Raw genomic sequence first — 24,598 nt, forward strand, 5'->3', positions numbered from 1 at the left:
GATCCCGAACCTACCCGAAACGGCGCAGGATGCCGATGATCCGGCGCAGGAGCGGCTTGGTGGCGAGGGGGACCAGGAAGGAGGCCGCCGCGCGCTTCGAGACCTCCGACAGCGACGGCCAGGGCGCCAGCAGCTCCGCCAGTTCGGCGGCGCTCATCTCGCGCTTCAGCGCCAGACCGATGGTCGCGATCAGCTCGTCCGCCTGGGCGCCGACGATGCTCGCACCCAAAAGCTTGCCCTTCGCGTCGGTAACGAGCTTCACGAAGCCATCCGTCGTCCGCTCCGCCTGGGCCCGCGCGCTCTCGGCATAGGGCCAGCGCAGGATGCGGACGGGGCCATTCGCGAGGGCGTCCGCTTCCGACAGGCCGACACGGGCGATCGCCGGAAAGGTGCGCGTCGCCTGGGGCGCCGCCAGGGGCGTGAAGGCGCCCGGCTGCCGGAACAGGGCGTTGCGCAGCACGAGCCGGGCCTGCTCCTCGGCGACATGACCGCCCCCGACCGAGCCGGGAGCGCCGCCGGCACAGTCGCCGATCGCATAGACGCGGCGGTTCGTGCAGCGCAGGCCGCGATCGACCTGGATCCCGTCCGGCCCGCGGCGAATGCCGGCGAGCTCGAGGTCGAGCCCGTCGATGGCGGGCTGGGCGGGACCGGCAAGCAGAAGATGCGTGCCCTCGATCGTGCGTTCGGAGCCGCTGGCGCCATCGCCGATCACGAGTCGCACGCCGCCCTTCGCGCGCTCTGCGCGCTTGATCGTGGCGCGCTCGTGCAGCGCCACCCCTTCGCGCAGGAGGGTCCGGCGCAGGATGGCGACCGCCTCCGGATCCTCGCGCCGCAGCAGATCGCCCTCGTCGACCAGCGCCACCTGGCTGCCGAGGCGCCGCATCGCCTGCGCGATCGCGACGCCGCTGGCCTGGCCGCCGAGCACGATCAGCCGCTCCGGCCGGCGCGTCAGGGAGGCCAGATCTGAAACCGAGAGATGCGGGATGCCATCGAGGCCGGGAAGGGCCGGCACGGCCGTACGGGCGCCGGTGGCGATGACGAAGCGCCTCGCCTTGATGGCCTGGTCGGCCACCATCACCGTGCTGCGGCTGACGAAGCGCGCGTCCCCCCGGAGCACGGTCGCGCCCAGCGCGGTCAGGCGCTCGGCCGAGACGTTGGGGGCCTGTGCCGTCAGCACGCGCTGGATGTGGTCATGCAGTTGCGCGTCGTCGATCTCGGGCTCCGCCGCGACGATGCCGAACCGCCTCGCCTCGCGGACGGCCTGGGCCCGCGCTCCGGCGGCCGCCAGCGCCTCGATGACGGTGTCGCCGACATCGCCGCCCATCCGGCCTCGCTCGACGACGACGATGGCGACACCGAAGGCCGCGGCAGCGGTCGCGAAGGCGAGGCCGCCGGTCCCGGCGCCGATCACGCAGAGGTCCGGCGTCAGGGGCGCGGACCGAGGGGGGGGCGTCGCAGGGTCGCTCAAGCAGACGCTCCCATGCGCAGCCAAATCATGCGCGGCGCGCGCTCGGGCAGCGATGCGAAGGGGGCGTCGGATGCGATCATGCCGTCTCCCTGGCTGGCAGATGAAAGGCCATTGTCGCTGATGCGTCGTCGCTGGAGCAGAATCAAGGCGGCTCTGTCGCGCGGGCCGCTTTCTGCGCTGTGGCGAAGGGTCGGGGAACCGTGCCCATTCGTCACGCCCTGACCGTTCAGGCCACGTGACGGCCCTTTTCCATCAGGGCGGCCAGCGGCGCGGGCTTGCCGAAGAGATACCCTTGCGCCCGCTGGGCCCCGAGAAGCTGGACGGCGATGCGCTGCTGCTCGGTCTCGATGCCCTCGACCACGACATTCATCGAGAGCCGGCGTGCCAGCTGGCACACGGCCTCGATGATCGCCTTGGACGCCTCGCTGGAGTGGACTGTCCGCGTGAAGCTCTGATCGATCTTCACCTGGGCGAAGGGATAGGTCGAGAGATAGGCGAGCGAGGAATAGCCGGTGCCGAAATCGTCGAGCGCGAAGGTCACGCCGAGCGTGCGCAACTCGTCGATGACGCTGAGCGTCGTCTTGTTGTCCTCGATCAGGAGTGATTCGGTCACTTCCAGCGTCAGCCTGTGCGATGGCAGGCTGGATGTGATCAGGGCCAGCTTCACCGCTTCGATGATGCGGCGCGGCTCGCGGAACTGCAGGGGCGAGATGTTGACGGAGACGCCGACATGCTTCTCCCAGGAGGCGGCGTCCTTGCAGGCCTGCCGGATCGCCCAGTCGCCGATCGTGGCGATCAGGCCGGACTGTTCGGCGATCGGGATGAACTGGCCGGCGGGAACCATGCCGCGCGTCGGATGGCGCCAGCGCATCAGCGCCTCGCGTGAGACCACCTCGCCCGTGCGCAGGTCGATGATCGGCTGGTAGAACAGCTCCAGCGAGCCCTCCTCACAGGCCTTGCGCAAGTCGACCTCGAGTTCGTGGCGCTCCAGCATCTCCTCGGCCATCGCCGGATTGAAGAACATCAGCGTGTTGCGGCCGGCGGCCTTGGCCTTGTAGAGCGCGGTGTCGGCGTGGCGCAGCAGATCCGCCGGATTGGCGCCATCGGCTGGCGCCATCGCGATGCCGATGCTCGCCGTGACGTAGACCGTCTTGTTGTCGAGGGTGAACGCGCCCGTCATCGAATCGATCATGCGCTGGGCGATCGCGGTGACGATGCTGTGGTTCGCGGCCGGCAGGATCAGCAGGAACTCGTCGCCTCCGAAACGCGCCAGCTGGTCGCTGCTGCGGACGGCGCCGCGCAGCCGCTCGGCCGTTTCCATCAGCACGCGGTCGCCGATGTCGTGACCGAGGCTGTCATTGACCTGCTTGAAGCCGTCGAGATCGACATAGAGCAGGGCGAAGGGCTCGCCGGTCCGCTCCAGCCGCCCGAAGGCATCGGTGATGGTGCGGTTGTACTCGAAGCGGTTGGCGAGGCCCGTCAACTCGTCGAAGCGGGCCATCTGCTCGATCCGCGCCTCGGTCGCCTTTCGCTCGGTGGCATCCTCCGTCGACATCAGCACGCCACCTTCGGCGGCCGGCGCGAAGGTCACGACCAGAACCCGGCCGTTGCGCGTCTGGATTTCCCGGCTCGTCGTCTGCTGCGTCGCCTGGATTTCCGCCAGCGCCTCGCGCAGATCGCGCAGTTGGCCGGCGGCGACCACCTGCCGCTCGACCAGGAAGCGCGCGATGGCGGAGATCGGCGTGCCCGGCAGGGCGAGGGTTTCCGGCAGGCCGTAGAGCGCGAGATGCGGCGCGTTGCTGACGGCGAGCTTGAGATCGCGGTCGAACATCGCCAGCCCGTGAATCATGGTGTTGAGGGCGGCGTCGAGCGTCAGGTTCTGCGAATGCAGCGCCGAGGCCAGGGCCTTGGACTGCTTGGTCGCATCGCTCAGCGCAAGCAGGTTGCGGTGGAGCGAATTGGTGATGGCGATGTTGGCCGCCACGTACAGGAAGGCGAAATAGCCGATGTACTGATAATAGGGGTTGTGGGCCTGGATCAGGCCGAAGGCCATCGGCACGCAGAAGGTCAGCAACTGGACGGCGACGAATTTCGGCCGGCCGGCATTGCGCGAGACGTAGCCCGAGGCGATGGCGATGGTCGAGGCGACCGAGGTGATGTGGGCCGCGGGGTCGTCCGTATGCGTCAGCGCGGCGTAGCAGCTGTAGCCGAGCACGGCGCTGAAGGCGGTGGCTCCGAGAAAATAATCGCGGTCCCAGCGACGGGTTTCCTCATAGCCGTCCCGGGAATGGTCGCTTTTGCGATAGGCGACGAAGTTGGCCAGACGCAGCAGCACGATCAGCGCGACCACGATCGTGAGCGTTTCGAACAGGGGCAGGCCGGTGGAAATCCAGCACAGGAACGGGGTCAGGATTCCCGCGACGCCGCCGGGAATGATCGAGGCCGGCGACGAGAACAGGGAGCTGACCAGCAGGGCGTAGCTGGGCTGATCGAAGCCCTCGCCCGGGCGCCGCTGCCTGGCATTCCACCAATCCCTCAGCCCGAGCGCCATCTCATCCCGCCTAGGTGGCCGCCGCAAGCGCTGCTGCAGCGCCTACAATAACTCCCCGATTAAAAGCTTTTAAAGGCCGAGAGGTAAATGTTTGGTGTTGCTGCGCGAGCCCGTCGCCATGACGGCAGCCCGGCTCAAAGCCCGAGCTGAAGGCCTCCGGCCGCCGGTCGCTGATACATCCGAGCCAGCATCCGGTCTTGCGTCTGGGCGATCCGCTGCAGCTTCGAGATCGCGCTCGGTGTCAGGCGCAGCATGCAGTCGGTCCAGATCCGGCCGAGCTCGTCGAGCTCCTGCTGCAGGTCCCCCGCACGCCGGTTGAAGGCCGAAAACAGCGCCGTCTTGGCCGCGTGCATGGGCAGCAAATCCTGGGCGTATTTCCGGATCCAGGCCTCGCCCGTGCCGGTCGGCACCACCGCTTCCAGCCCGCCGGCCTCGAAGAAGGCCTGCGCGCTCATCTCCTCGCCCGACATCAGCATCCGTTCCGCCGCTCGCGCGCCCATCCGCCGCGACAGGATGGCGACGGCGGTGATCGGGAAGTGGTTGAACTTGATCTCGGGGTAGACGAACGAGGCCTGCTCTTCGGCAATCATCACGTTGCAGGAACGCGGCGCGTCGATGCCACCGCCGATCGCCTTGGCGTGGATCGTCGAGAGCGTGACGACCAGGCCGTTGAGGCCGCTCGCATTCAGCACCGCGCCGGCCGCCGAAAGCCTGGCATACTCGGCCAGCGCCGCGCGGTCGTTCTTGGCCAGGCAGTCCAGATAGAAATCGAGATCACCGCCGAGCGTGAAGAACGGGCCCCGGCCGCGGAAGGCCAGGAACCGGACCGGCGCCCGGTGATACTGGTCCGGCGCGCCCCAGAGCGCGACGATCGCCGACTGGATCTTCACCAGGCTGTCGAGCAGCTGCAGCGTGAAGACCGGCTTCAGCTCCGGCCGGATCGTGACCCACAGCGTCTGGATCGCGGGCTCGTAGGCCAGTTGCGTCTCCGGCAGGAAGCCGGCCCGGCGGCGGATCGCGTCGATGACCTCGCAGCTGTCGAGCTGGGCTGCGGGAGGGAAGTCCATGACCGAAGCAACTGGCTGAAACATGCTGCTCATCCCGTATCGCCGAGCGTCTGGTGCGATGCCGACAACGTACGTGAAGTTAACAAACTGTAAATGAAATCTCGGTCGAATGGTTAATTACGTTAATCTTTATTACCTAACGTCAGGTTCTGATCTTCCAGGCGTCCCGGGACGGGGCACGCGACGCCGCCGTGAGCGAGGCCGAGCAATCGGCATGCCGCGCCGCCGTCCTGCTTGTCCAAAGCGGCGCGGGCGGCTAACGATGCGCCGCGAATTCGCCGCGATATGAGCGTTCAACCCCGGTACCGAGTTGTTGCCGTGAACCGCCAGACAGCCGCAGATGAGGAGAAGAGGGCGCGCCTCGCCGCCGCCCTCCGGGAGAACCTGAAGCGCCGCAAGGCTCAGGCCCGGGCTCGTCGCGCGGAGGAGGCGCCCGCGCAGGACGAGGCGCCACGAGCCCAGGCCGACTCCAACCGGTCCTGAACACAGACATTCCTCGCCACCGGTGATCGCCGGGCGGCTCAGCAGGACTTCATGATGGACAAGATCCGCATCACCGGCGGCCAGCGCCTCGACGGCGCCATTCCGATCTCCGGCGCCAAGAACGCCGCCTTGCCGCTGATGATCGCGAGCCTGCTCACCGACGAGACGCTGACCCTGGCCAACGTGCCGCGCCTGTCGGATGTCAGCGCGCTGTCGCGCATCCTCTCGAATCACGGCGTCGACCGCTCGATCGCCGGCAAGCGTATCGGCCAGTCCGCCGAGACGGGCCAGACGATCGCGCTGACAGCGCGCCAGATCGTCGACACCTGCGCGCCTTACGAACTCGTCTCCACGATGCGCGCCAGCTTCTGGGTGATCGCGCCGATCCTCGCCCGCATGGGGGAGGCCAAGGTCTCGCTGCCGGGCGGCTGTGCCATCGGCACGCGCCCGGTCGATCTGCTTCTGATGGCGCTCGAGAGGCTCGGCGCCGAGATCGAGATCGAGAACGGCTATGCCATCGCCCGCGCCCCCCGCGGGCTGAAGGGAGCCGAGATCGTCTTCCCGAAGGTCACCGTCGGCGGCACGCATACGGCCCTGATGGCCGCCGTCCTGGCTCAGGGCACCACGGTCATCGAGAACGCGGCCCGCGAGCCCGAGGTCACCGATCTCGCCGCCTGCCTCACCAAGATGGGCGCGAAGATCGAGGGCGCCGGGACGAGCCGCATCGTCGTGACCGGCGTCGCGCGCCTGGGCGGCGCGCATCACGCCGTCCTGCCCGACCGGATCGAGACCGGGACCTATGCCATGGCCGTCGCCATGACCGGCGGCGACGTCTTGCTCGAAGGGGCGCGGGCGGACCTGCTGCAGTCGGCGCTCGACGTGCTGGTCAAGGCCGGCGTCGAGGTGTCCTCGACCAACGAGGGCATCCGGGTGCGCCGCAACGGCCAGCCGCTCGAGGCGGTCGATGTCGAGACCGACCCCTTCCCTGGCTTCCCGACCGATCTGCAGGCCCAGTTCATGGCGCTGATGACCAAGGCCAGGGGAACCTCCCGGATCCGGGAGACGATCTTCGAGAACCGCTTCATGCACGTGCAGGAACTCGCCCGCCTCGGCGCGAAGATCCGGCTCGAAGGCGATTGCGCCCATGTCGAGGGCGTCGCCAAGCTCACCGGCGCGCCCGTGATGGCGACCGACCTGCGCGCCTCGGTGTCGCTCGTGATCGCCGGTCTGGCGGCCGAGGGCGAGACCACGATCAACCGGGTCTACCATCTCGACCGCGGCTTCGAGGCCCTCGAGGCCAAGCTGACGCGCTGTGGCGCCCTGGTCGAGCGTCTCAGCGGTTGACGTCAGGGGATGCCACGGCCAAGAACACCGCCATGTCGGATGACGCCGCAGACCCGTTGAAGCTGATCGCGCTCGATGCCGATGATCTCGCGATCCTCTCGGCCCACCTCCAGGATGCCGTCCTGAAGGTGGCGGATATCGTTTGGCTGCCTGCGGATAGGCGCTTCGCCCTCGCCGCGAGGCGGTTCGACTGGGAAGGTGCGGCGCGGGGTCAGCACCGGCGGCGGCTGGCGGCCCTGCATTTCGACCGTGTGATGTCGGTGCGCAGCACGGGGATCGACAAGGCGATGAGCGACCGGGTGCTCAGCCTGCTGGCGATGGGCTTCACCGCGGGCGAGGCGCCGACGGGCGAGATCACCCTGCACTTCTCGGAAGGCGCGGCGATCAGGCTCACGGTCGAGTGCATCGAGGCGCAGATGAAGGATCTCGGCCCGGTCTGGGAAGCGCTCGGCAAGCCGGAGCATCCCGAGGACGCCTGAGGCGCTTCGCCGCGGACGCGTCGACCACCAGCCACCACCAGCCGAACAGCACCAGCCGGGGACAGCGATGCCGATCAGGCTCGACGACAGCAAGACCGCCTTCGAAGCGGCGTTTCGCGATCTGCTCTCGGCCAAGCGGGAAGTCTCCGAAGAGGTCGACCGCATCGTCGCCGACATCATCGCCGAGGTGCGCGAGCGGGGGGATGCCGCCGTCATCGACTACACCCGCCGCTTCGACGCTCTCGACGTCACGGCCGCCACCCTGCGCGTCTCGGCCGAAGAGATCGACGCCGCCGTCGCCGCCTGCACACCGGCACAGATCGCGGCGCTGGAGACCGCTAGGGCGCGCATCGAGGCCTATCATCTCCGCCAGAAGCCACAGGACGCCTGGTTCACCGACGAAGCCGGCGTCAGCAGCGGCTGGCGCTGGAGCGCGATCGAAGCGGTGGGCCTTTACGTGCCCGGCGGCACGGCGAGCTACCCGTCCTCGGTTCTGATGAACGCCGTCCCCGCCAAGGTCGCCGGCGTCCCGCGCGTGGTCATGGTGGCGCCGACGCCGCGGGGAGAGAGCAACCCCCTCGTCCTCGCCGCGGCGCGGCTGGCCGGCGTGGACGAGATCTATCGCATCGGCGGGGCTCAGGCCGTGGCGGCGCTGGCCTATGGAACGCAAACGATCGCGCCCGTCGCCAAGATCGTCGGCCCGGGCAATGCCTATGTCGCCGCGGCCAAGCGCCGGGTCTTCGGCCAGGTCGGCATCGACATGATCGCCGGCCCCTCCGAAGTGTTGGTCATCGCCGACGGGACAGCCAATGCCGACTGGATCGCCGCCGATCTGCTGGCCCAGGCGGAGCATGACGTCTCGGCCCAGTCGATCCTGATGACGGACGATGCCGATCTGGCGGAGCGGGTCGAGCGTGCGGTCGAAGCGCAGCTGCGGACGCTGCCGCGCGCCGTGATCGCCGGCCGCAGCTGGGAGGATTTCGGTGCGATCCTGCTGGTGGCCGATCTCGAGGCGGCGGTGCCGCTTGTCGATCGGCTGGCGCCCGAGCATCTCGAGATCATGACGGCCGATCCGCACCGCCTGTCTGGGATGATCCGCAATGCCGGCGCGATCTTCCTCGGCGGCCATACGCCGGAGGCGATCGGCGATTATGTCGGCGGCCCCAACCACGTCCTGCCGACCGCGCGCTCGGCCCGGTTTTCCTCGGGGCTGGGCGTGCTCGATTTCATGAAGCGGACATCGCTGCTGCAATGCGGGCCCGAGGCGCTGCGCGCGCTGGCGCCGGCCGCGACGGAACTCGCGCAGGCCGAGGGCTTGCAGGCGCACGGCCGTTCCGTGACCATCAGGCTGAACCTCTGAGGGCCCGTGCCCAGGGAGGCATGGCCGCCCCCGTTGCAACCGGAGGAACGATGCCCCAGTCCGACACGACCGCGACCCAGTGCCTGGTCGGCGTGACGCTCGATCCGTCCTCGCTCGGAGGCGGGTCGCCCGATCAGGAGCATGAGCGCGCCGTCGCCATCTACGATCTGATCGAGCGCAACCGATTCGTGCTGCCGGGGCATGCTGGCGGCCCCTATCTCGCCCATCTCGCCATGGTCGAGCGCCGCCTGGTCTTCGAGATCCGGGAGGCGGATGGAGCCCCGGTGATCACGCATCACCTGTCGCTCACGCCCTTTCGCGGCATCGTCAAGGACTATGCGATGGTCTGCGAGAGCTATTACGCTGCCATCCGCACCGCGACGCCGTCGCAGATCGAGGCGATCGACATGGGCCGCCGGGGGCTTCACGACGAGGCGGCGGGAATCCTGGTCGAGCGGCTCGCCGGCAAGGTCGAGATCGATTTCGACACCGCCCGGCGTCTCTTCACCCTGATCTATGCGCTGCATTGGAAGGGGTGAGCTTGGAGCCGCCATCCTCGCGCAAGGTCCAGAGCGTGCTCTTCATGTGCGCACAGAACGCCGTGCGCTCGCCGATGGCGGAGGCTATGGCGAAGCATTTCTTCGGCAAATCGGTCTATGTCCAGTCGGCCGGGGCACGGCGCGGCGAGGTCGATGCCTTCGCGCTGGCGGTGCTCGACGAGATCGGCATCGATGCGCACAAGCACAAGCCGAAATCGATCCAGGAACTGGAGGAGTGGGAGGGCCTCAACTTCGACCTCATCGTCTCGCTCTCCCCGGAAGCGCATCACAAGGCGCTGGATCTCACCCGGACCGTTGCGGCGGATGTCGAATACTGGCCGACGGTGGACCCCACGGCCGTGCAGGGATCGCGCGACCAGGTCCTGGATGCCTACCGCGCTGTCCGGGATGGCCTGATGCGTCGCATCAAGGACCGCCTGACGACCTGAGCGGCGATGCGACAGGCTGTCACGCCGAGGCATCGGGGTCCGGTTGTGGGAGGGCTGTCGTCTCACGCCAGAGGTTGTGGGGATGCCCCGAACCGGTCGTGATCAGCGTTGCGGCGATAAACTCAGTCCTGATTCTGCAACTCTAAATAGAGTGCGGCCACGGTACGGCGCGCCACCCGCTCGCGTCGAGCGATCGCGCTGAGGTGGCTGGCGTTCGCCAGTGTAGCGAAGCCTTAACCCGAGCCGGCCCATCGTCACGCGTCTGCTGGGGGGCTTGCGGGCGGTCGTCTAACCTTCGGGTCATCCATGCATTCGACTACGGTGTCTCCCCCGGCGCGCCGAGGCCTGCTGCCTGCTGGTGACGGGATTGCCCTGTCGCTGATCGCGCTCGCCAGCCCTCTCGTCGGCCTGCTGGCCGCCGCAGGCGGCGGCGAAGCGGTGCGCGCCGCACCCACGGCCATCGTCTTTTCCCCCTGGACCTCGGCCGAACAGGCCTTCGATCGCAGCCTCGCGGCGGGGCACCGCGTGGTTCGGTCCGGGCCCCTGGACTTCGTCGTCATCGTCGCTCCGCGTGACGAAGGGGAGGCGCCTGCGCAACGGCCCGAAGGCGCGCTCCTGCTGGCGACGCTGGCCGGCCTGGCCGGCTGCTTCGACATCGCCGGCGAGCGGGAGGCGCGGTCGTGACCTGGACCCTCGACGCCATCCGCCAGCGCGTGGCCTGGGTCCTGCTGGGGCTCGGTTTCATGCACGTGCCGCTGCTGGCCCTGATCTACTGGCTGCGGGGGGATGACGGGCTGCTGCCGGTCACGCTGGCCTTCTTCATGGCGGCCGCCGCCATGCTGCTCCATGCGCGCCGGGGCGCGACCGTCGTCACGCAGATCGGCATCGCCATCGTCCTGATCGCCCAGGTGTCGATCATGGTCGCCAGCCTTGCCGGCCACCCGTGGCAGCCCGACATGCACATGTACTATTTCGCGGTGCTGGCCCTGCTCGCCGGCTTCTGCGACTGGCGCCCGATCGTGATGGGGGCGGCCCTCACCGCGGCCCATCATCTCGTTCTGCAGGTCCTCCTGCCATCCGCCGTGTTCTTCCAGGGTGGCAGCGTGCTGCGCGTCCTGCTGCATGCGGTCATCGTGGTCGTGGAGACGACGTTTCTGGCCATCATCGCCGTCATCATGGAGCGGATGTTCCGGATGAACGCGGACAGCCTCGCCCGGGCCCGGGAGATCGCCGAGCGGGAGCGGGCCGCGGGCGAGCGCGAGAAGCGCCTGGCCGACGAGATTCGTCAGCGCTCGGAGGCGCTGCGCGAGATCGTCGCCGGCTTCCACATCCGCATGGAGCAGGAGATGGCGGTGCTCGACCGCTCCGCCGATGACATGCACGGCGAAGCCATGGCACTGACCGACACCTCCGATCAGGCGAGGCGGAAGACCATTCTGGTCTCGGACGCGTCCTCGGAGACGATGCTGAGCATCGACCATCTCTCAGCGGCGAGCGACGAACTGGCCCTGTCCATTTCGGAGATCGGCCGCAGCGTGACGCATTCCGCCCAGGGCTCGACGACGGCCGCCGAACTCGCCCGCAAGGCCAGCAGCGAGATCGAGGTCCTGGCGCGCAACAGCGAGACGGTCGGGACCGTGGTGGAGCTGATCCGCAGCATCGCCGCACAGACCAGCCTGCTCGCGCTCAACGCGACGATCGAGGCGGCGCGCGCCGGCGAGATGGGGCGCGGATTTGCAGTCGTCGCCAGCGAGGTGAAGACGCTGTCAGCCCAGACGGCGAAGGCGACCGACGACGTCTCGGCCCAGATCGGCGCGATGCAGGATGCCACACAGCGATCCCTGAAGGCGATCCGAGACATTGTCACGGCGATCGGCGATGTCGAGCGCGTCGCCGAGACGATCTCGGTCTCGGTCCAGCAGCAGGGGCAGGCGACCTCGGAAATCGCACATCAGGTCCGGATGTCGTTCGAGGGCGCCAGGCGCAGCGCCGACATCGTGGCCAGCTTCGAGGCGATGACCGAGGGCGCCCACCATGCCGCACAGCAGGTGCAGGGCTCCGCCGAGGCGCTGGCCGGGCAGGCACGCGAGATCCGGGCCGAGGTCGCCGCTTTCTGCGAGCGGGTCGCGGCCGCCTGAGCTACCAGCCGCGGCCGGGCCCGACCGGGCCTATTCCGAGCCAGTGCCCGAGCGTCGCGGCGATGTCGGCGAAGCTCTCGCGCCGGCCGATCGGCTCCGGCGCGATGCCGGGGCCGAAGGCGAGGATCGGCACGTGCTCGCGCGTGTGGTCGGTGCCCGGCCAGGTCGGGTCGTTGCCGTGATCGGCAGTGAGGATGGCGAGATCGCCGGGGCGCAGCGCCGCTTCGAGCCGCGGCAGCATCGCGTCGAAGGCTTCGAGGGCCGCCGCATAGCCCGGCACGTCGCGGCGGTGCCCGAACTCGGTGTCGAAATCGACGAGATTGACGAAGCAGAACCCGCCATCGGGCAATCGCTCCCAGGCGGCGAGCGCGGCCTCGAACATGGCCGCGTTGCCGAACGGCTTGATCTCCTCGCCCGTGGCGCGATGGGCAAAAATGTCGCCGATCTTGCCGACGGTGACGAGCGGGCGGCCCTGTGCCGCGAGGCGGTCCAGGATCGTCTCCTCCGGCGGCGGAATCGCGAAGTCCTTGCGGTTGCCCGTGCGCGTAAAGCCCGTCTCCGGCGTCCCGACGAAGGGGCGGGCGATGACGCGCCCGATCCGCAGCGGATCGACCAGCACGCGCACCTTTCGACACAGGTCGTAGAGGCGTTCGAGCCCGAAATGCTGTTCGTGCGCGGCGATCTGCAGCACGGAGTCGACGGAGGTGTAGCAGATCGGCTTGCCGGTCGCGATGTGCTCAGCCGCGAGCTCGTCGATGATCGCGGTGCCCGAGGCGTGCCGGTTGCCGAGGACGCCGGGCAGGGCGCCGGCACGGATGATCGCGTCGACCAGCTCCGGCGGGAACGACTGCTCGAGAGCGGTGAAGTACCCCCATGGGAACGAGACCGGGCAGCCAGCGATCTCCCAGTGTCCCGATGGCGTGTCCTTGCCCTGGCTGCGCTCGACGCCGTAGCCGTACCGGCCCTCGGGCCTTGTCGGCTTTGCGATCCCCGCCAGCGGGGTCCCCGTGGAGGCCTCGCATGCATGGGCGAGCCCGAGTCGCACGAGATTCGGCAGGGCCAGCGCGCCGCTGCGCAGACCGGCGCGGTCGCCTCGCCCCTCCGCGCAGGCCAGGGCGATGTGGCCGAGCGTATCGGCGCCGTGATCGCCGTAGAGATGCGCGTCCTCGGCGCCGCCGCAGCCGACCGAATCGAGCACGATCAGGATCGCCCGGGCCATCGTCAGTCCCGGACCGCGGCGCTCGACGCCGGTTCGAGGTTCAGCGCGGCGGCGAGCAGCGCCTGGGTATAGGCCTCGCGGGGCTGCGAGAAGATCGTCTCGGCGGGACCTTCCTCGACCACCCGGCCGTTCTGCATCACCACCACGCGATGAGCCATCGCCCTGACGACCTTGAGGTCGTGGCTGATGAAGAGATAACCGAGCTGGCGCCGGGCCTGCAGATCGCGCAGCAATTCGACGATCTGCACCTGCACCGACATGTCGAGCGCCGAGGTCGGTTCGTCCAGCACGATGAAGCGGGGATCGAGCGCCATGGCGCGCGCGATCGCGATGCGCTGGCGCTGCCCGCCCGAGAACTCGTGCGGGTAGCGGTCCATCGCCGAGGGATCGAGGCCGACATCGGTCAGGGCCTGCGCCACCACCTCGCGACGCTGCGCATAGCTCTGCTGCTTCGCCTGGACCGTCAGACCCTCGGCGACGATCTCCGCAACCGACATGCGCGGCGACAGCGAGCCATAGGGGTCCTGGAAGACGACCTGCAGGTCCTTGCGCTTGGGCCTGACCTGGGCACTCGACAGTCCGTCGATCCGGTCGCCGAGAAAGACGATCGGTCCCTCCGACGAGATCAACCTGAGAATGGCTAGCCCGAGCGTCGTCTTGCCGGAGCCCGATTCGCCGACCACGCCGAGCGTCTCTCCCGCGCGGACCTTGACCGAAATGCCGTCGACCGCCTTCACATGGCCGGTCGTCTTGCGCAGGAAGCCCGTCTTGATCGGGAACCAGACCTTGATCGGCCCCGCCTCGACCAGCGTCGCGGCATCGTCAGGCACCGGGGCAGGGCGGCCCTTGGGCTCGGCCGCCAGGAGGCGCTGGGTGTAGGCATGCTGCGGGCTGCCGAAGATCTCCGCCACGGGCCCCTGCTCGACGATCTGGCCCTTCAGCATCACGCAGACCCGGTCGGCGATGCGCCGGACGATGCCGAGATCATGGGTGATGAACAGCATCGCCATGCCGAGCCGCTCCTGCAGTTCCTTGAGCAGCTTCAGGATCTGCGCCTGCACGGTGACGTCGAGCGCCGTGGTCGGCTCGTCGGCGATCAGGAGATGCGGCTCGTTGGCGAGCGCCATGGCGATCATCACACGCTGGCGCTGGCCGCCGGAGAGCTGGTGCGGATAGGCGTCGAGCCGGCTGGCGGCGTCGCGGATGCCGACCAGTTCCAGCAGTTCGAGCGTGCGGGCCCGCGCGGCCTCGCCCCGCAGACCCTTGTGAAGCTCGAGGATCTCGCCGATCTGCCGCTGGATCGTGTGCAGCGGGTTGAGCGAGGTCATCGGCTCCTGGAACACCATGGTGATGTCGTTGCCGCGCACCTTGCGCATCGCGTCCTCATCGGCCGCGATCAGGTCCTGCCCCTCGAACAGCACCTTCCCGGAGGGATGATGCGCGGACGGATAGTTCAGCAGCTTGAGGATCGACAGCGCCGTGACCGACTTGCCCGAGCCCGACTCGCCGACGATGGCGAGCGTCTCGCCCCGGGCGAGGTCGAAGGACACCCGATCGACGGCCAGCGTCTCGCGCCCGCCCTGGCGGAAGGCGACGGAGAGATCCTGGACGGAGAGGAGGGGGAGTGAGGTCATGCGAACGTCTTCCGCGGGTCGAACGCATCCCGCACCGCCTCGCCGATGAAGATCAGCAGCGACAGCATCAGCGCGATCACGACGAAGCCCGAGAGGCCGAGCCAGGGGGCCTGCAGGTTGGATTTGCCCTGCGCCAGAAGCTCGCCCAGCGAGGGCGAGCCCGGCGGCAAGCCGAAGCCGAGGAAGTCGAGCGAGGTCAGGGTCGTGATCGAGCCGTTGAGGATGAAGGGCAGGAAGGTCAGGGTCGCCACCATCGCATTGGGCAGCAGGTGCTTGACCATGATGGCGCGGTCGGAGAGCCCGAGCGCCCGCGCCGCCCGGACATATTCGAAGTTGCGCGCCCTCAGGAACTCGGCCCGGACCACGCCGACCAGCGCGACCCAGGAGAACAAGAGCAGGATGCCGAGCAGCACGAAGAAGCTCGGCGTGATGATCGCCGCGACGATGATCAGCAGGTAGAGCGCCGGGATCGACGTCCAGATCTCGATCACGCGCTGGAAGATCAGGTCGGTCCAGCCGCCGAAATAGCCCTGGATGGCGCCGGCCGCGATGCCGATCACAGAGGAGATCCCGCACAGGATCAGCCCGAACAGGATCGAGATGCGGAAGCCGTAGATCAGCCGGGCGACGACGTCGCGGCCCTGGTCGTCGGTGCCGAGCCAGTTCCATTCGAGGTCGCGGCAGCCCGTCCCACCGGTCCGCTGCGCGATGCCCTTGCACTGCTCGTCCTTGAGCATCCAGGTCGGCGGCGCCGGCGCGGGCACCGGCAGGTCGAGGTTGTGCGTGCGGTAGCTGTAGCGGATCGGCGGCCAGACCGCGAAACCGTTGGCGCCGATCTCCTTGGCGATGACGGGGTCGCGATAGTCGGTGGTCGCGAGGAAGCCGCCGAACTTCTCCTCCGGATAGTTCACCGCGACCGGGAACAGCCACTCGCCCTTGTAACGGACGATCAGCGGCCGGTCGTTGGCCAGGAACTCGGCGAAGAGCGACAGGACGAACAGCGTCAGGAAGATCCAGAGCGACCACCAGCCGCGCCGGTTGGCCTTGAAGTTGTCGAGCCGGCGCCGGTTGATCGGCGAGAGCTTGAGCCAGCCCTGGGCAGCCTCGGCCGGGGCGAGCGGGGCCTCGCCACGCAGGGCGGCGGTTGGCGGGGCGGTCAGCGTGTCGCTCATCTCAGGTCTCCCGCGTCTCGAAATCGATGCGGGGATCGACCCAGGTATAGGTCAGGTCGGTGAGGAGATGCACGACGAGGCCGATCAGCGAGAAGATGTAGAGGTTGGCAAAGACCACCGGGTAGTCGCGGTTGACGATCGCCTCGAAGGAGAGGAGCCCCAGCCCGTCGAGCGAGAAGATCGTCTCGATCAGCAGCGAGCCGGCGAAGAGCGCGCCGACGAAGGCGCCGGGAAAACCCGCGATCACGATCAGCATCGCGTTGCGGAAGACGTGGCCGTAGAGCACGCCGCGCTCGGACAGCCCCTTCATCCGCGCCGTCAGGACGTATTGCTTGCGGATCTCGTCGAGGAAGGAGTTCTTGGTCAGGAGCGTCGAGGTCGCGAAGGCCCCGAGCGCCATCGCCGTGACCGGCAGGGCGATGTGCCAGAGATAATCCGCGATTTTGCCGAAGAAGCTGAGCTGCGAGAAATTGTCGGAGTGCAGCCCGCGCAGCGGGAAGATCTGCCAGAACGACCCGCCGGCAAACAGCACGATCAGCAGGATCGCGAACAGGAAGCCGGGAATGGCGTAGCCGACGATGACCACGGCGCTCGTCCAGGTGTCGAAGCGCGAGCCGTCCTTCACCGCCTTGCGGATGCCGAGCGGAATCGAGATCGCATAGGACAGGAGCGTCATCCAAAGCCCGAGCGAGATCGAGACCGGCAGCTTCTCCTTGATCAGCTGAAGCACCGGGGCGTCGCGGAAATAGCTGCGGCCGAAATCGAAGCGGATGTAGTCGCCGAGCATCTTGAGGAAGCGCTCATGCGCCGGCTTGTCGAAGCCGAACTGCTTTTCCAGCTCCTTGATGAAGGCCGGGTCCAGGCCCTGCGCCCCGCGATAGGCCGAGCCGGCGTCGCCAGCCGCCTGCGCGCCGGCATCGCCGCCGGAGCCGCCGCCGACGCGGTCCGCCGCGCCGCCGCTATTGGGGTTCTGAAGCTGCGAGATGACCCGTTCCACCGGCCCGCCCGGGGCGAACTGCACGATCACGAAGGAGATCAGCAGGATGCCGAACAGGGTCGGCACCATCAGAGCGAGGCGGCGCGCGATATAGCTCAGCATGCCGGCTCAAGCCTTCCCGATCCGCTTCGCCTTGTCGGCGTCGTACCACCAGATCGACGGCGCGCCCGAGCCGAACTTGGGCTTGGTCTGCGGCCGGTCGAACATGTCCCAATAGGCGAGCCACTCGGTCGGGTTCCACCACATCGGAATCCAGTAGCGCCCCGCGCGCAGCACGCGGTCGAGGCATTTGGCCGCGATGACGACCTCGGCATAGCTGTCGGCCTGGCCGATCGCGGCGATCATCGCATCGACGGCCGGATGGCTGACGCCGCCGACATTGCGCGAGCCGCGGGTCTTGGCCGCCTCCGAGCCATAGACGATGCGCAGGCTGTCGCTGGGGATGGAACTGCCACCCAGCGCCCGGCTGATGATGTCGAAGTCGAACTCGTCGAGGCGGCGCTGATACTGCGCGCCGTCGACGATACGCGAGGTCGCGGTGATGCCCAGCCGCTTCAGATTGGCCTGGAAGGGCTGCGTGTGGGGCTGCAGCGCGCCCTGCGAATCGAGGAACTCGATCTCGAAGGGCTGGCCGTTCGGCAGCTTGAGGACATTGCCGTCGCGCTTGCAGCCGGCGGCGCGGAACATCTCGTCGGCGCGGCGCAACAGGGCGCGGTCGCTGCCCGATCCGTCGGAGACCGGCGGCAGGAAGGGCTCGCCGAAGACCTCGTCGGGCACCTGGCCGCGGAAGGGCTCGAGCAGCTTGAACTCGGCGGCAGACGGCAGGCCGACGGCCTTGGAATCCGAATTCTCGAAATAGGACGTCATCCGCGCGAAGGACGAGAACATGATGTTCTTGTTCGTCCATTCGAAATCGAAGCACAGGCCGAGCGCCTCGCGAATGCGCGGATCGGCGAATTTCTCGCGGCGCAGGTTGAAGATCCAGCCCTGCGAGCCTGTCGGGTCGGTCTTCGGCAGGCTCTCCTTCTTGACCTTGCCGTCATGCAGCGCAGGGAAGTCGTAGCCCGTCGCCCAGATGCGGGAGGTGAACTCCTCCTGGAAGGTGATGACGCCGCTCTTGAAGGCCTCGAACGCCACCTGCCGGTCGCGGAAATACTCCCAGCGCACCCGGTCGAAATTGTTGACGCCGATGTTCACCGGCAGGTCGCGGCCCCAATAGGTCGCCACGCGCTCGAACTCGATGAAGCGGCCCTGCTCGAATCGCCCGACGCGATAGGGGCCCGAGCCGAGCGGCGGCTCGAGCGTCGAGGCCTCGAAGTTGCGGGTCGACCAGAAGGCTTCCGAAAACACCGGCAGCCCGGCGACGATCAGGTGCAGGTCGCGGCTGCGCTTGGGCGAGAGTTGCGCGACGAAGATGTCGTCGCTCTCGGCCGTGGCGGAGACGAGCTCGTTCAGCATCAGCCGGTAGGACGGGTGCCCCTTGCTCTTCAGCAGGTTCATGCTGAAGGCGACGTCGCGGGCGGTGACGCGGCTGCCGTCATGGAAGCGCGCCTCCGGCCGCAGGCGGAACCGATAGGTCAGCTTGTCAGGGGAAATCGCGACACTCTTGGCCAGCAGCCCGTAGAGCGTGCCCGGTTCGTCGCCCGAGCCCGACATCAGGCTGTCGAAGCAGGAATCCATGCCCGCCGCGCCGTCGCCCTGCAGGACGAAGGTGTTCAGCGTGTTGAAGGTGTCGAAGCTCTGGTTGCCGCTGGCGCGCTTGATCTGGACGGTCAGCGTGCCGCCCTTGGGCGCCTTCGGGTTCACATAAGGGAAATGCGGAAAATCGGCGGGCAGGCCGAGTTCGCCGAAGGTCGAGAGACCATGCGTCTCGACGCCTTGCGCGACCGCGCGCCCTCCCAGGCCCGGCAGCGCCGTGCCGCCCGCGAGGAGAGCAGCCCCCTCCAGAACCCGACGGCGCGTCATGCGGATCGTCATCGTGTCGCGTCTCCTCGTCGATGGCGGGGCGTCCGAATCGCCCGGTTTCATCTGGCCCGCCCTGTCGGCAGGCGCAACATCGCACATCATCGTGGCGGCAACACCGTGACCGGCGCAAGCGCCGGGCCGGCAAAGAAAAAGCCGGGCGGTGCGCCCGGCTTCAAAGAAGCGTGACCGTCGAGACGCTGCGGTTCAGGGCTTGGGCAGCGGCTTGGGCGCGTCGGCAAGCGAGTTGAGATAGGCGACCATGTCGGCGCGGGTGTCGGGGCGTCCGACGCCGGCATAGGCCATGATCGTGCCGGGCATGTAGGCCTTCGGGTTCTTCAGGAAGCCATCGAGCTGCTCGGCCTCCCACTTCTCGGCCGACTTGCCCTTCATCGCCGCCGAATAGGCGAAGCCGTCCACCGCGCCCTTGTTGCGGGCATAGACGTCATAGAGATGCGGGCCGATCTTGTTGGCGCCGCCCTTCTCGAAGGTGTGGCAGGCCTTGCAGGCGCCCATGGCCTTTTCGCCGCGGGCCACGTCGGCCTTGGCGAGGCGCACCGCGATCGGCTCCTCGGCCGCAGCGGCGGGCCCTGCCGCGGCGGCCACCGGCTGGTCGCTCGGCAGGTCGAAGCCCGGCACGGCGGGCTTCTTCGGCGCGAACACGATGCCGGCCGTCATGTTGAGGCCCATCACGACCAGCAGCGTCGAGAGAACGGCACCGGCGATCTTGTTGGTTTCGATATCCATCGTATCCGAACCCTCGGCCGCCGGCGCATCTGGCGCAGGAAGCAAGACAGCTTTGCGCGGACCCCGCAGGGGCCGACACCCGCGCGTTGCTTAACCGCTTTGCGCGCCTCATTGCAACTCGTATAAGCACGCTCCGCTTTGAGACCTTTTGACGCCTCACGGCGCGCCCACGCGCCGCTGCCACCGAGCTTCGCCCAGCCACCATGTCGGACCCACTGATCCTGATTCCCGCCCGCATGAGCGCGACGCGCCTGCCGGGCAAGCCGCTGGCCGACATCCACGGCGAGCCGATGATCGTCCGCGTCTGGCGCCGGGCCGTGGCGGCCGGCATCGGCCCGGTCGCGGTGGCGACCGACTCGGCCGAGATCCTCGCCGCCGTCGAGGCCGTCGGCGGCGTCGCGGTGATGACCAGCGTCGATCACCCCTCGGGCTCCGATCGCATCAAGGAAGCCGCCGACATCCTCGACCCCAATGGCCTCCACGATGTCATCGTCAACGTCCAGGGCGACTTCCCGACACTCGAGCCCGTCGCCATCGCCGCCGCGATCACGCCGCTCGCCGACCCCGCGGTGCAGATCGCGACACTGGTCGGCCTGATCACCGATGACGAGGAGAAGACCGCGCCGAGCGTCGTCAAGATGGTCGGCAGCCCCGTGGCGCCGGGCCGCCTGCGGGCGCTCTATTTCACCCGCGCGACGGCGCCCTATGGCGAAGGCCCGCTCTACCACCATGTCGGCATCTACGCTTATCGCCGCCGCGCGCTCGACCGATTCGTCAGCCTGCCGCAGTCGACGCTGGAGAGGCGCGAGAGCCTCGAGCAGCTGCGCGCGCTCGAGGACGGCATGCGCATCGACGCCATGATCATCGACCACGTCCCGCGCGGTGTCGACACCCCCCCCGACCTCGACCGCGCCCGCGCGGTCCTGAAGACCAGCGCCTGAAGTCTGAGAGCCGCATTCATGACCATCATCGTTTCCTACCAGGGCGAACCCGGCGCCTTCTCCTCCCAGGCCGCCCTGCAGGTCTTTCCCGATTGCGAGCTTCTGCCCTGCGCCACCTTCGAGGATGCGCTGGCGGCGGTCTCCGACGGCACCGCGCGCTACGGCATGATCCCGATCGAGAACTCGATCGCCGGCCGCGTCGCCGACATCCATCACCTGCTGCCGCGCTCGGGGCTGCACATCATCGGCGAGCATTTCCTGCCGATCCGCTTCCATCTGATGGCGGTCAAGGGCGCGACCCTGGCGACGCTGACGCGGGTGCAGAGCCACATCCACGCGCTCGGCCAGTGCCGCAAGATCATCCGCAAGCTCGGCCTCAAGGCCGAGGTCGCGGCCGACACCGCCGGCTCGGCCCGGCAGGTGGCGGAGGCGGCGGACGTCACCCGTGCCGCGATCGCGCCGCGCATCGCGGCCGAGGTCTACGGCCTCGAGATCCTGATGGAGGACATCGAGGACGAGAAGCACAACACGACGCGCTTCGTCATCCTCTCGAAATACCCCGAATTCACCCGCCAGGGCGCCGCGAAGACGGTGACGACGCTGATCTTCCAGGTCCGCAACCTGCCGGCCGCGCTCTACAAGGCGATGGGCGGCTTTGCCACCAACGGCATCAACATGACCAAGCTCGAGAGCTACATGGTCGACGGCCAGTTCTCGGCGACGATGTTCTATGCCGATGTCGAGGGGCATCCGGACGACCCGGGCCTGCGCCGCGCGCTCGACGAACTCGCCTTCTTCTCGAAGGAGGTGAAGATTCTCGGCGTCTACCCGGCGAGCCCACTGCGCGAGAACTTCGCCGAGGCCGCGGAGTAGGGACCTTGGACGGGGCGGGTCAGGCGCGCTCGCCCTCGACCGCCCAGGCCCGCAGCAGCGTGTTGGCGATGGCGAGATGCTGCGGGCTGGTGAAGCCCTCGGGATGGGTGCCGTCCAGCATCGCCAGCGCCTCGTCGCGGGTGAACCAGCGCCCGGCCTCGAGCTCGGTCATGTCGAGCACGATCTCGTCGTTCAGCGCGTCTGCGATGCAGCCGATCATCAGCGACCCGGGGAAGGGCCAGGGCTGCGAGGCGATGTAGCGGACGGTGCCGACGCGCAGGCCGGCTTCCTCCCAGCTTTCGCGGCGCACCGCGTCCTCGAAGGTCTCGCCGGGTTCGACGAAGCCGGCGATGCAGGAATACATCCCCGGTGCGAAACGCGCCTGGCGCGCCAGCAGGCAGGTCTCGCCGCGCGTCACCAGCATGATCACGACCGGGTCGGTGCGTGGGAAATGCTGGGCGCCGCAGGCGCTGCATTCGCGCTTCCAGCCCGACGCGCCGAGTTGGGTCGGCCCGCCGCACTGGGCGCAGCAGCGGTGGCGCGCATGCCAGTCGAGCAGCGCCTTGGCCTGGCCGAGCGGGCCGACCTCGTCCTCCGGAACCAGCCGCTTCAGCGCGACCGAACGCAGATCGCTGACCACGAGCTCCGGTCGCGCCCGCAGCACCTCCGCCTGGGCCCGGTCCAGCAGCCGCCCGAAGCGCGGGGCGCCATCGGGCGCGAGACCGAGGAAGGCCTCCTCCAGCCCGTCGCCGAGGGACTGCGTCTCGCCATGGGTGAACCAGATCGAGAGCGCCTCGCCATCGAGCCGCTTGAGAATCGGCGTCTCGCCGGCGACGACCGCGATGCGCGTATCGGAGCGGTGGCGCAGCGCGTTCACGGCATCGGTCTTGTCGCGCAGGTCCTCGCGACGGTCGAGCGTGTTGACGGCGAAACCCGTGAGGGCCGAGCGTTCGCGGGGACGTGAGGCGTCGTTCATGCCCTCCGTCCTAAACCCCGCTCCCGCCCCCACGCAAGCACGGTTATGTGGCGCTGCGGCCGCGCAGCAGATGGACGATGGCGGAGAAGTCCGCTCCGCCTTCGCCCCAGGCGTTGTGGAGCCCGTAGAGCTGCGTCGCCGCCGCGCCGAGCGGCGTCGAGGCGCCGGCCGCCTGGGCGGCCTCCTGCGAGAGCTTGAGGTCCTTCAGCATCAGGGCCGAGGCGAAGCCGGGCTTGTAGTCGTTGTTGGCCGGCGAGGTCGGCACGGGGCCGGGCACCGGGCAATAGGTCGTCAGCGACCAGCACTGGCCCGACGAGGTCGAGGCGACGTCGAACAGCGCCTGATGCGAAAGACCGAGCTTCTCCGCCAGGACGAAGGCTTCGGATACGCCGATCATCGAGATGCCCAGGATCATGTTGTTGCAGATCTTGGCAGCCTGGCCGTTGCCGGCGGCGCCGCAATGCACGATGCGCCGGCCCATCGCCTTGAGGATCGGCTCGCCCAGCGCGAAGGCCGCCTCCGTGCCGCCGACCATGAAGGTCAGCGTGCCGCCCTTGGCCCCGCCCGTGCCGCCGGAGACCGGCGCGTCGAGGGAGAGGCAGCCGTGCTCGCCGGCCAGCCCATGCGCCTTGCGCGCGCTTTCGACATCGACGGTCGAGCAGTCGATCAAGAGGGCGCCGCTCTTCACGCGAGGCAGCACGTCGCCCCAGACGGCGAGCACATGCTTGCCGGCCGGCAGCATGGTGACGACGATATCGGCGCCCGCGACGGCCTCCTGCGCCGAGCCAGCGATCGCCACGCCGAGTTCGGCCGCGGCGTCCTTCGACGCCTGAACCAGATCGAAGGCGCGGACCTCATGCCCCGCCTTGACGAGGTTCCCGGCCATCGGGCCGCCCATATTGCCGAGGCCGATGAAGGCGATGCTGGTCATGGTCGTTTCTCCTGTTGGTTGCGACGTCATGGTCGGCCTTGAGCCGACCATCTCCTGGCAGAGATTCTCGGGTCTGCGCTTCGCTCCGCCCGAGAACGACGCCGAATCTCAATTCCCCTTCGCCCGGCCGACCAGCCCGCGCGCGACGATCATCCGCATCACCTCGTTGGTGCCTTCGAGGATCTGGTGGACGCGCAGGTCGCGGACGATTTTCTCGATGCCGTAATCGGCGAGATAGCCATAGCCGCCATGGATCTGGAGGGCGTCGTTGGCGACGGTGAAGCCAGTATCGGTCGCGACGCGCTTGGCCATGGCGCAGAGCTTCGTGGCGTCCGGCGTCTTGGCATCCAGTGCCGCCGCGGCCCGCCAGAGCAGGCTGCGCGCTGCCTCCAGTTCCGTGGCCATGTCGGCGAGCTTGAACTGCAACGCCTGGAAATCCGCGATGCGTGAGCCGAAGGCTTTCCGCTCCTGGGCATAGGCCAGCGCCTTGTCGAGCGCGCTTTGCGCGCCGCCGAGCGAGCAGGCGCCGATGTTCAGCCGGCCGCCATCGAGCCCCGCCATCGCGATCTTGAAGCCGATGCCCTCGGGTCCCAGCCGGTTGGCGACGGGGACGCGACAGTTCTCGAAGATCACGGCGCGCGTCGGCTGCGCGTTCCAGCCCATTTTCTTCTCATTGGCGCCGAACGACAGCCCGGGCGTGCCCTTCTCGACGACAACAGTCGAGATGCCAGAGGGGCCGGCCTCGCCGGTGCGCACCATCACAACATAGAGGTCGGAGACGCCGGCGCCCGAGATGAACTGCTTCTGGCCGTCGAGGATGTAGTGGTCGCCGTCGCGCACGGCTTTCGTCTTGAGCGCGGCGGCGTCCGAGCCGGCGCCGGGCTCGGTCAGGCAATAGCTCGCCAGATGCTCCATCGAGCAGAGCTTCGGCAGGAAGGCCGCCCGCTGCTCGGCCGAGCCGTAGCGGTCGATCATCCAGGCGCACATGTTGTGGATCGAGATATAGGCCGCCACCGTCGGGCAGCCGGTCGAGAGCGCCTCGAAGATCAGCGCCGCATCGAGTCGCGACAGGCCCGAGCCCCCGACATCCTCGGCAATGTAGATGCCGCCCATGCCGAGCGCCGCCGCCTGGCGCATTTCCGCGACCGGGAAATGCTTCTCCTCGTCCCAGCGCATTGCGTTGGGCGCGAGCGTATCGGTGGCGAAGGCGGTGGCCATCTCCTGGATGGCGAGTTGGTCCTCGCTCAGCGCGAACATGGCCACCTCCT

The 24,598-nt window shown here is 68.4% G+C and carries 23 protein-coding genes; 11 read left to right on the forward strand and 12 right to left on the reverse strand.

The window, feature by feature from the left end; genetic code table 11:
• Positions 1-10 precede the first annotated feature (10 nt).
• From BSY19_RS10170 to BSY19_RS10180, 3 genes are all read right to left on the reverse strand, one after another.
• Complete coding sequence (locus BSY19_RS10170) at positions 11-1,411, reverse strand: dihydrolipoyl dehydrogenase family protein (RefSeq protein WP_210184422.1); 1,401 nt, start codon at positions 1,409-1,411, stop codon at positions 11-13.
• A gap of 283 nt (positions 1,412-1,694) precedes the next feature.
• Positions 1,695-4,019 carry a putative bifunctional diguanylate cyclase/phosphodiesterase gene (locus BSY19_RS10175; protein WP_069054068.1) on the reverse strand — a complete coding sequence of 775 codons (2,325 nt, stop codon included), beginning with the start codon at positions 4,017-4,019 and terminating at the stop codon, positions 1,695-1,697.
• Between the two features lie 134 nt (positions 4,020-4,153).
• The gene (locus BSY19_RS10180; RefSeq protein WP_171905122.1) at positions 4,154-5,110 is read right to left on the reverse strand and encodes an enoyl-CoA hydratase-related protein; all 957 of its coding nucleotides are present in this window, start codon (positions 5,108-5,110) and stop codon (positions 4,154-4,156) included.
• Positions 5,111-5,404: 294 nt separating this feature from the next.
• Here BSY19_RS10180 and BSY19_RS28135 point away from each other — a divergent pair, with 294 nt between their 5' ends.
• The 8 genes from BSY19_RS28135 (at position 5,405) to BSY19_RS10220 (ending at position 11,878) form a co-directional block, all read left to right on the forward strand.
• Entirely contained in the window at positions 5,405-5,569 is a 165-nt protein-coding gene (locus BSY19_RS28135) for a hypothetical protein (RefSeq protein ID WP_236840505.1), read from the forward strand.
• A 54-nt stretch (positions 5,570-5,623) separates the two neighbouring features.
• Positions 5,624-6,913 carry a UDP-N-acetylglucosamine 1-carboxyvinyltransferase gene (gene murA, locus BSY19_RS10190; protein WP_069054071.1) on the forward strand — a complete coding sequence of 430 codons (1,290 nt, stop codon included), beginning with the start codon at positions 5,624-5,626 and terminating at the stop codon, positions 6,911-6,913.
• 32 nt (positions 6,914-6,945) lie between these two features.
• The gene (locus tag BSY19_RS10195; protein WP_069054072.1) at positions 6,946-7,392 is read left to right on the forward strand and encodes a DUF2948 family protein; all 447 of its coding nucleotides are present in this window, start codon (positions 6,946-6,948) and stop codon (positions 7,390-7,392) included.
• A 67-nt stretch (positions 7,393-7,459) separates the two neighbouring features.
• Positions 7,460-8,752 (forward strand): histidinol dehydrogenase, encoded by a 1,293-nt coding sequence (gene hisD / locus BSY19_RS10200; protein WP_069054073.1) that lies wholly within the window; start codon positions 7,460-7,462, stop codon positions 8,750-8,752.
• Positions 8,753-8,802: 50 nt separating this feature from the next.
• Positions 8,803-9,291: a UPF0262 family protein gene (locus BSY19_RS10205; protein WP_069054074.1), complete on the forward strand. Its 489-nt coding sequence runs from the start codon at positions 8,803-8,805 to the stop codon at positions 9,289-9,291.
• Between the two features lie 44 nt (positions 9,292-9,335).
• Positions 9,336-9,740 carry an arsenate reductase/protein-tyrosine-phosphatase family protein gene (locus BSY19_RS10210; protein ID WP_069056982.1) on the forward strand — a complete coding sequence of 135 codons (405 nt, stop codon included), beginning with the start codon at positions 9,336-9,338 and terminating at the stop codon, positions 9,738-9,740.
• Between the two features lie 306 nt (positions 9,741-10,046).
• The gene (locus BSY19_RS10215; RefSeq protein ID WP_150129569.1) at positions 10,047-10,424 is read left to right on the forward strand and encodes a hypothetical protein; all 378 of its coding nucleotides are present in this window, start codon (positions 10,047-10,049) and stop codon (positions 10,422-10,424) included.
• A complete protein-coding gene (locus BSY19_RS10220; protein ID WP_069054076.1) occupies positions 10,421-11,878 on the forward strand; it encodes a methyl-accepting chemotaxis protein in 1,458 nt (485 codons plus the stop codon). The genes BSY19_RS10215 and BSY19_RS10220 overlap by 4 nt, the downstream gene beginning before the upstream one ends.
• A 1-nt stretch (position 11,879) precedes the next feature.
• On the opposite strand, the gene BSY19_RS10225 is transcribed toward BSY19_RS10220, so the two are convergent.
• From BSY19_RS10225 to BSY19_RS10245, 5 genes are read right to left on the reverse strand one after another with little or no spacing between them, the layout of a single operon-like run.
• Complete coding sequence (locus BSY19_RS10225) at positions 11,880-13,097, reverse strand: phosphopentomutase (protein WP_069054077.1); 1,218 nt, start codon at positions 13,095-13,097, stop codon at positions 11,880-11,882.
• 2 nt (positions 13,098-13,099) lie between these two features.
• The gene (locus BSY19_RS10230; RefSeq protein WP_069054078.1) at positions 13,100-14,731 is read right to left on the reverse strand and encodes an ABC transporter ATP-binding protein; all 1,632 of its coding nucleotides are present in this window, start codon (positions 14,729-14,731) and stop codon (positions 13,100-13,102) included.
• Positions 14,728-15,903 (reverse strand): ABC transporter permease, encoded by a 1,176-nt coding sequence (locus BSY19_RS10235; protein WP_069054079.1) that lies wholly within the window; start codon positions 15,901-15,903, stop codon positions 14,728-14,730. The genes BSY19_RS10230 and BSY19_RS10235 overlap by 4 nt, the downstream gene beginning before the upstream one ends.
• A gap of 1 nt (position 15,904) precedes the next feature.
• A complete protein-coding gene (locus BSY19_RS10240) occupies positions 15,905-17,002 on the reverse strand; it encodes a microcin C ABC transporter permease YejB (RefSeq protein ID WP_069054080.1) in 1,098 nt (365 codons plus the stop codon).
• 6 nt (positions 17,003-17,008) lie between these two features.
• A complete protein-coding gene (locus BSY19_RS10245; RefSeq protein ID WP_069054081.1) occupies positions 17,009-18,877 on the reverse strand; it encodes an extracellular solute-binding protein in 1,869 nt (622 codons plus the stop codon).
• Between BSY19_RS10245 and BSY19_RS28495 the strand changes: the two genes are divergently transcribed.
• Positions 18,864-18,986, forward strand: a complete 123-nt coding sequence (locus BSY19_RS28495) for a hypothetical protein (protein WP_257785739.1) — start codon at positions 18,864-18,866, stop codon at positions 18,984-18,986. The two genes, BSY19_RS10245 and BSY19_RS28495, sit on opposite strands and share 14 nt — an antisense overlap.
• A gap of 83 nt (positions 18,987-19,069) precedes the next feature.
• Here the strand turns inward: BSY19_RS28495 and BSY19_RS10250 are convergent, their stop codons facing one another.
• On the reverse strand, positions 19,070-19,609 hold the full coding sequence (locus tag BSY19_RS10250) for a c-type cytochrome (RefSeq protein WP_069054082.1): 540 nt from the start codon (positions 19,607-19,609) through the stop codon (positions 19,070-19,072).
• Positions 19,610-19,812: 203 nt separating this feature from the next.
• Between BSY19_RS10250 and BSY19_RS10255 the strand changes: the two genes are divergently transcribed.
• Complete coding sequence (locus tag BSY19_RS10255) at positions 19,813-20,550, forward strand: 3-deoxy-manno-octulosonate cytidylyltransferase (RefSeq protein WP_069054083.1); 738 nt, start codon at positions 19,813-19,815, stop codon at positions 20,548-20,550.
• 18 nt (positions 20,551-20,568) lie between these two features.
• Positions 20,569-21,423, forward strand: a complete 855-nt coding sequence (locus tag BSY19_RS10260; protein WP_069054084.1) for a prephenate dehydratase — start codon at positions 20,569-20,571, stop codon at positions 21,421-21,423.
• A 19-nt stretch (positions 21,424-21,442) separates the two neighbouring features.
• Here the strand turns inward: BSY19_RS10260 and nudC are convergent, their stop codons facing one another.
• The 3 genes from nudC to BSY19_RS10275 all read right to left on the reverse strand — a co-directional run bounded on the left by nudC (position 21,443) and on the right by BSY19_RS10275 (position 24,587).
• Positions 21,443-22,399 (reverse strand): NAD(+) diphosphatase, encoded by a 957-nt coding sequence (gene nudC, locus BSY19_RS10265; protein WP_069054085.1) that lies wholly within the window; start codon positions 22,397-22,399, stop codon positions 21,443-21,445.
• Between the two features lie 43 nt (positions 22,400-22,442).
• Positions 22,443-23,330 carry a 3-hydroxyisobutyrate dehydrogenase gene (gene mmsB / locus BSY19_RS10270; RefSeq protein WP_069054086.1) on the reverse strand — a complete coding sequence of 296 codons (888 nt, stop codon included), beginning with the start codon at positions 23,328-23,330 and terminating at the stop codon, positions 22,443-22,445.
• Positions 23,331-23,438: 108 nt separating this feature from the next.
• Positions 23,439-24,587, reverse strand: a complete 1,149-nt coding sequence (locus BSY19_RS10275) for an isobutyryl-CoA dehydrogenase (protein ID WP_069054087.1) — start codon at positions 24,585-24,587, stop codon at positions 23,439-23,441.
• Positions 24,588-24,598: the final 11 nt, after the last annotated feature.

The sequence above is a fragment of the Bosea sp. RAC05 genome, from assembly GCF_001713455.1.
In the GTDB taxonomy this organism is placed as follows: domain Bacteria; phylum Pseudomonadota; class Alphaproteobacteria; order Rhizobiales; family Beijerinckiaceae; genus Allobosea.

Coding starts and splice junctions, on each gene's coding strand:
- BSY19_RS10175 (WP_069054068.1), bottom strand. CDS start 4,019: ATGGCGCTCGGGCTGAGGGATTGGTGGAATGCCAGGCAGCGGCGCCCG.
- BSY19_RS10180 (WP_171905122.1), bottom strand. CDS start 5,110: ATGTTTCAGCCAGTTGCTTCGGTCATGGACTTCCCTCCCGCAGCCCAG.
- murA (WP_069054071.1), top strand. CDS start 5,624: ATGGACAAGATCCGCATCACCGGCGGCCAGCGCCTCGACGGCGCCATT.
- BSY19_RS10195 (WP_069054072.1), top strand. CDS start 6,946: ATGTCGGATGACGCCGCAGACCCGTTGAAGCTGATCGCGCTCGATGCC.
- hisD (WP_069054073.1), top strand. CDS start 7,460: ATGCCGATCAGGCTCGACGACAGCAAGACCGCCTTCGAAGCGGCGTTT.
- BSY19_RS10205 (WP_069054074.1), top strand. CDS start 8,803: ATGCCCCAGTCCGACACGACCGCGACCCAGTGCCTGGTCGGCGTGACG.
- BSY19_RS10210 (WP_069056982.1), top strand. CDS start 9,336: ATGTGCGCACAGAACGCCGTGCGCTCGCCGATGGCGGAGGCTATGGCG.
- BSY19_RS10215 (WP_150129569.1), top strand. CDS start 10,047: ATGCATTCGACTACGGTGTCTCCCCCGGCGCGCCGAGGCCTGCTGCCT.
- BSY19_RS10225 (WP_069054077.1), bottom strand. CDS start 13,097: ATGGCCCGGGCGATCCTGATCGTGCTCGATTCGGTCGGCTGCGGCGGC.
- BSY19_RS10230 (WP_069054078.1), bottom strand. CDS start 14,731: ATGACCTCACTCCCCCTCCTCTCCGTCCAGGATCTCTCCGTCGCCTTC.
- BSY19_RS10235 (WP_069054079.1), bottom strand. CDS start 15,903: ATGAGCGACACGCTGACCGCCCCGCCAACCGCCGCCCTGCGTGGCGAG.
- BSY19_RS10240 (WP_069054080.1), bottom strand. CDS start 17,002: ATGCTGAGCTATATCGCGCGCCGCCTCGCTCTGATGGTGCCGACCCTG.
- BSY19_RS28495 (WP_257785739.1), top strand. CDS start 18,864: ATGCGGATCGTCATCGTGTCGCGTCTCCTCGTCGATGGCGGGGCGTCC.
- BSY19_RS10245 (WP_069054081.1), bottom strand. CDS start 18,877: ATGACGATCCGCATGACGCGCCGTCGGGTTCTGGAGGGGGCTGCTCTC.
- BSY19_RS10250 (WP_069054082.1), bottom strand. CDS start 19,609: ATGGATATCGAAACCAACAAGATCGCCGGTGCCGTTCTCTCGACGCTG.
- BSY19_RS10255 (WP_069054083.1), top strand. CDS start 19,813: ATGTCGGACCCACTGATCCTGATTCCCGCCCGCATGAGCGCGACGCGC.
- BSY19_RS10260 (WP_069054084.1), top strand. CDS start 20,569: ATGACCATCATCGTTTCCTACCAGGGCGAACCCGGCGCCTTCTCCTCC.
- nudC (WP_069054085.1), bottom strand. CDS start 22,399: ATGAACGACGCCTCACGTCCCCGCGAACGCTCGGCCCTCACGGGTTTC.
- mmsB (WP_069054086.1), bottom strand. CDS start 23,330: ATGACCAGCATCGCCTTCATCGGCCTCGGCAATATGGGCGGCCCGATG.
- BSY19_RS10275 (WP_069054087.1), bottom strand. CDS start 24,587: ATGTTCGCGCTGAGCGAGGACCAACTCGCCATCCAGGAGATGGCCACC.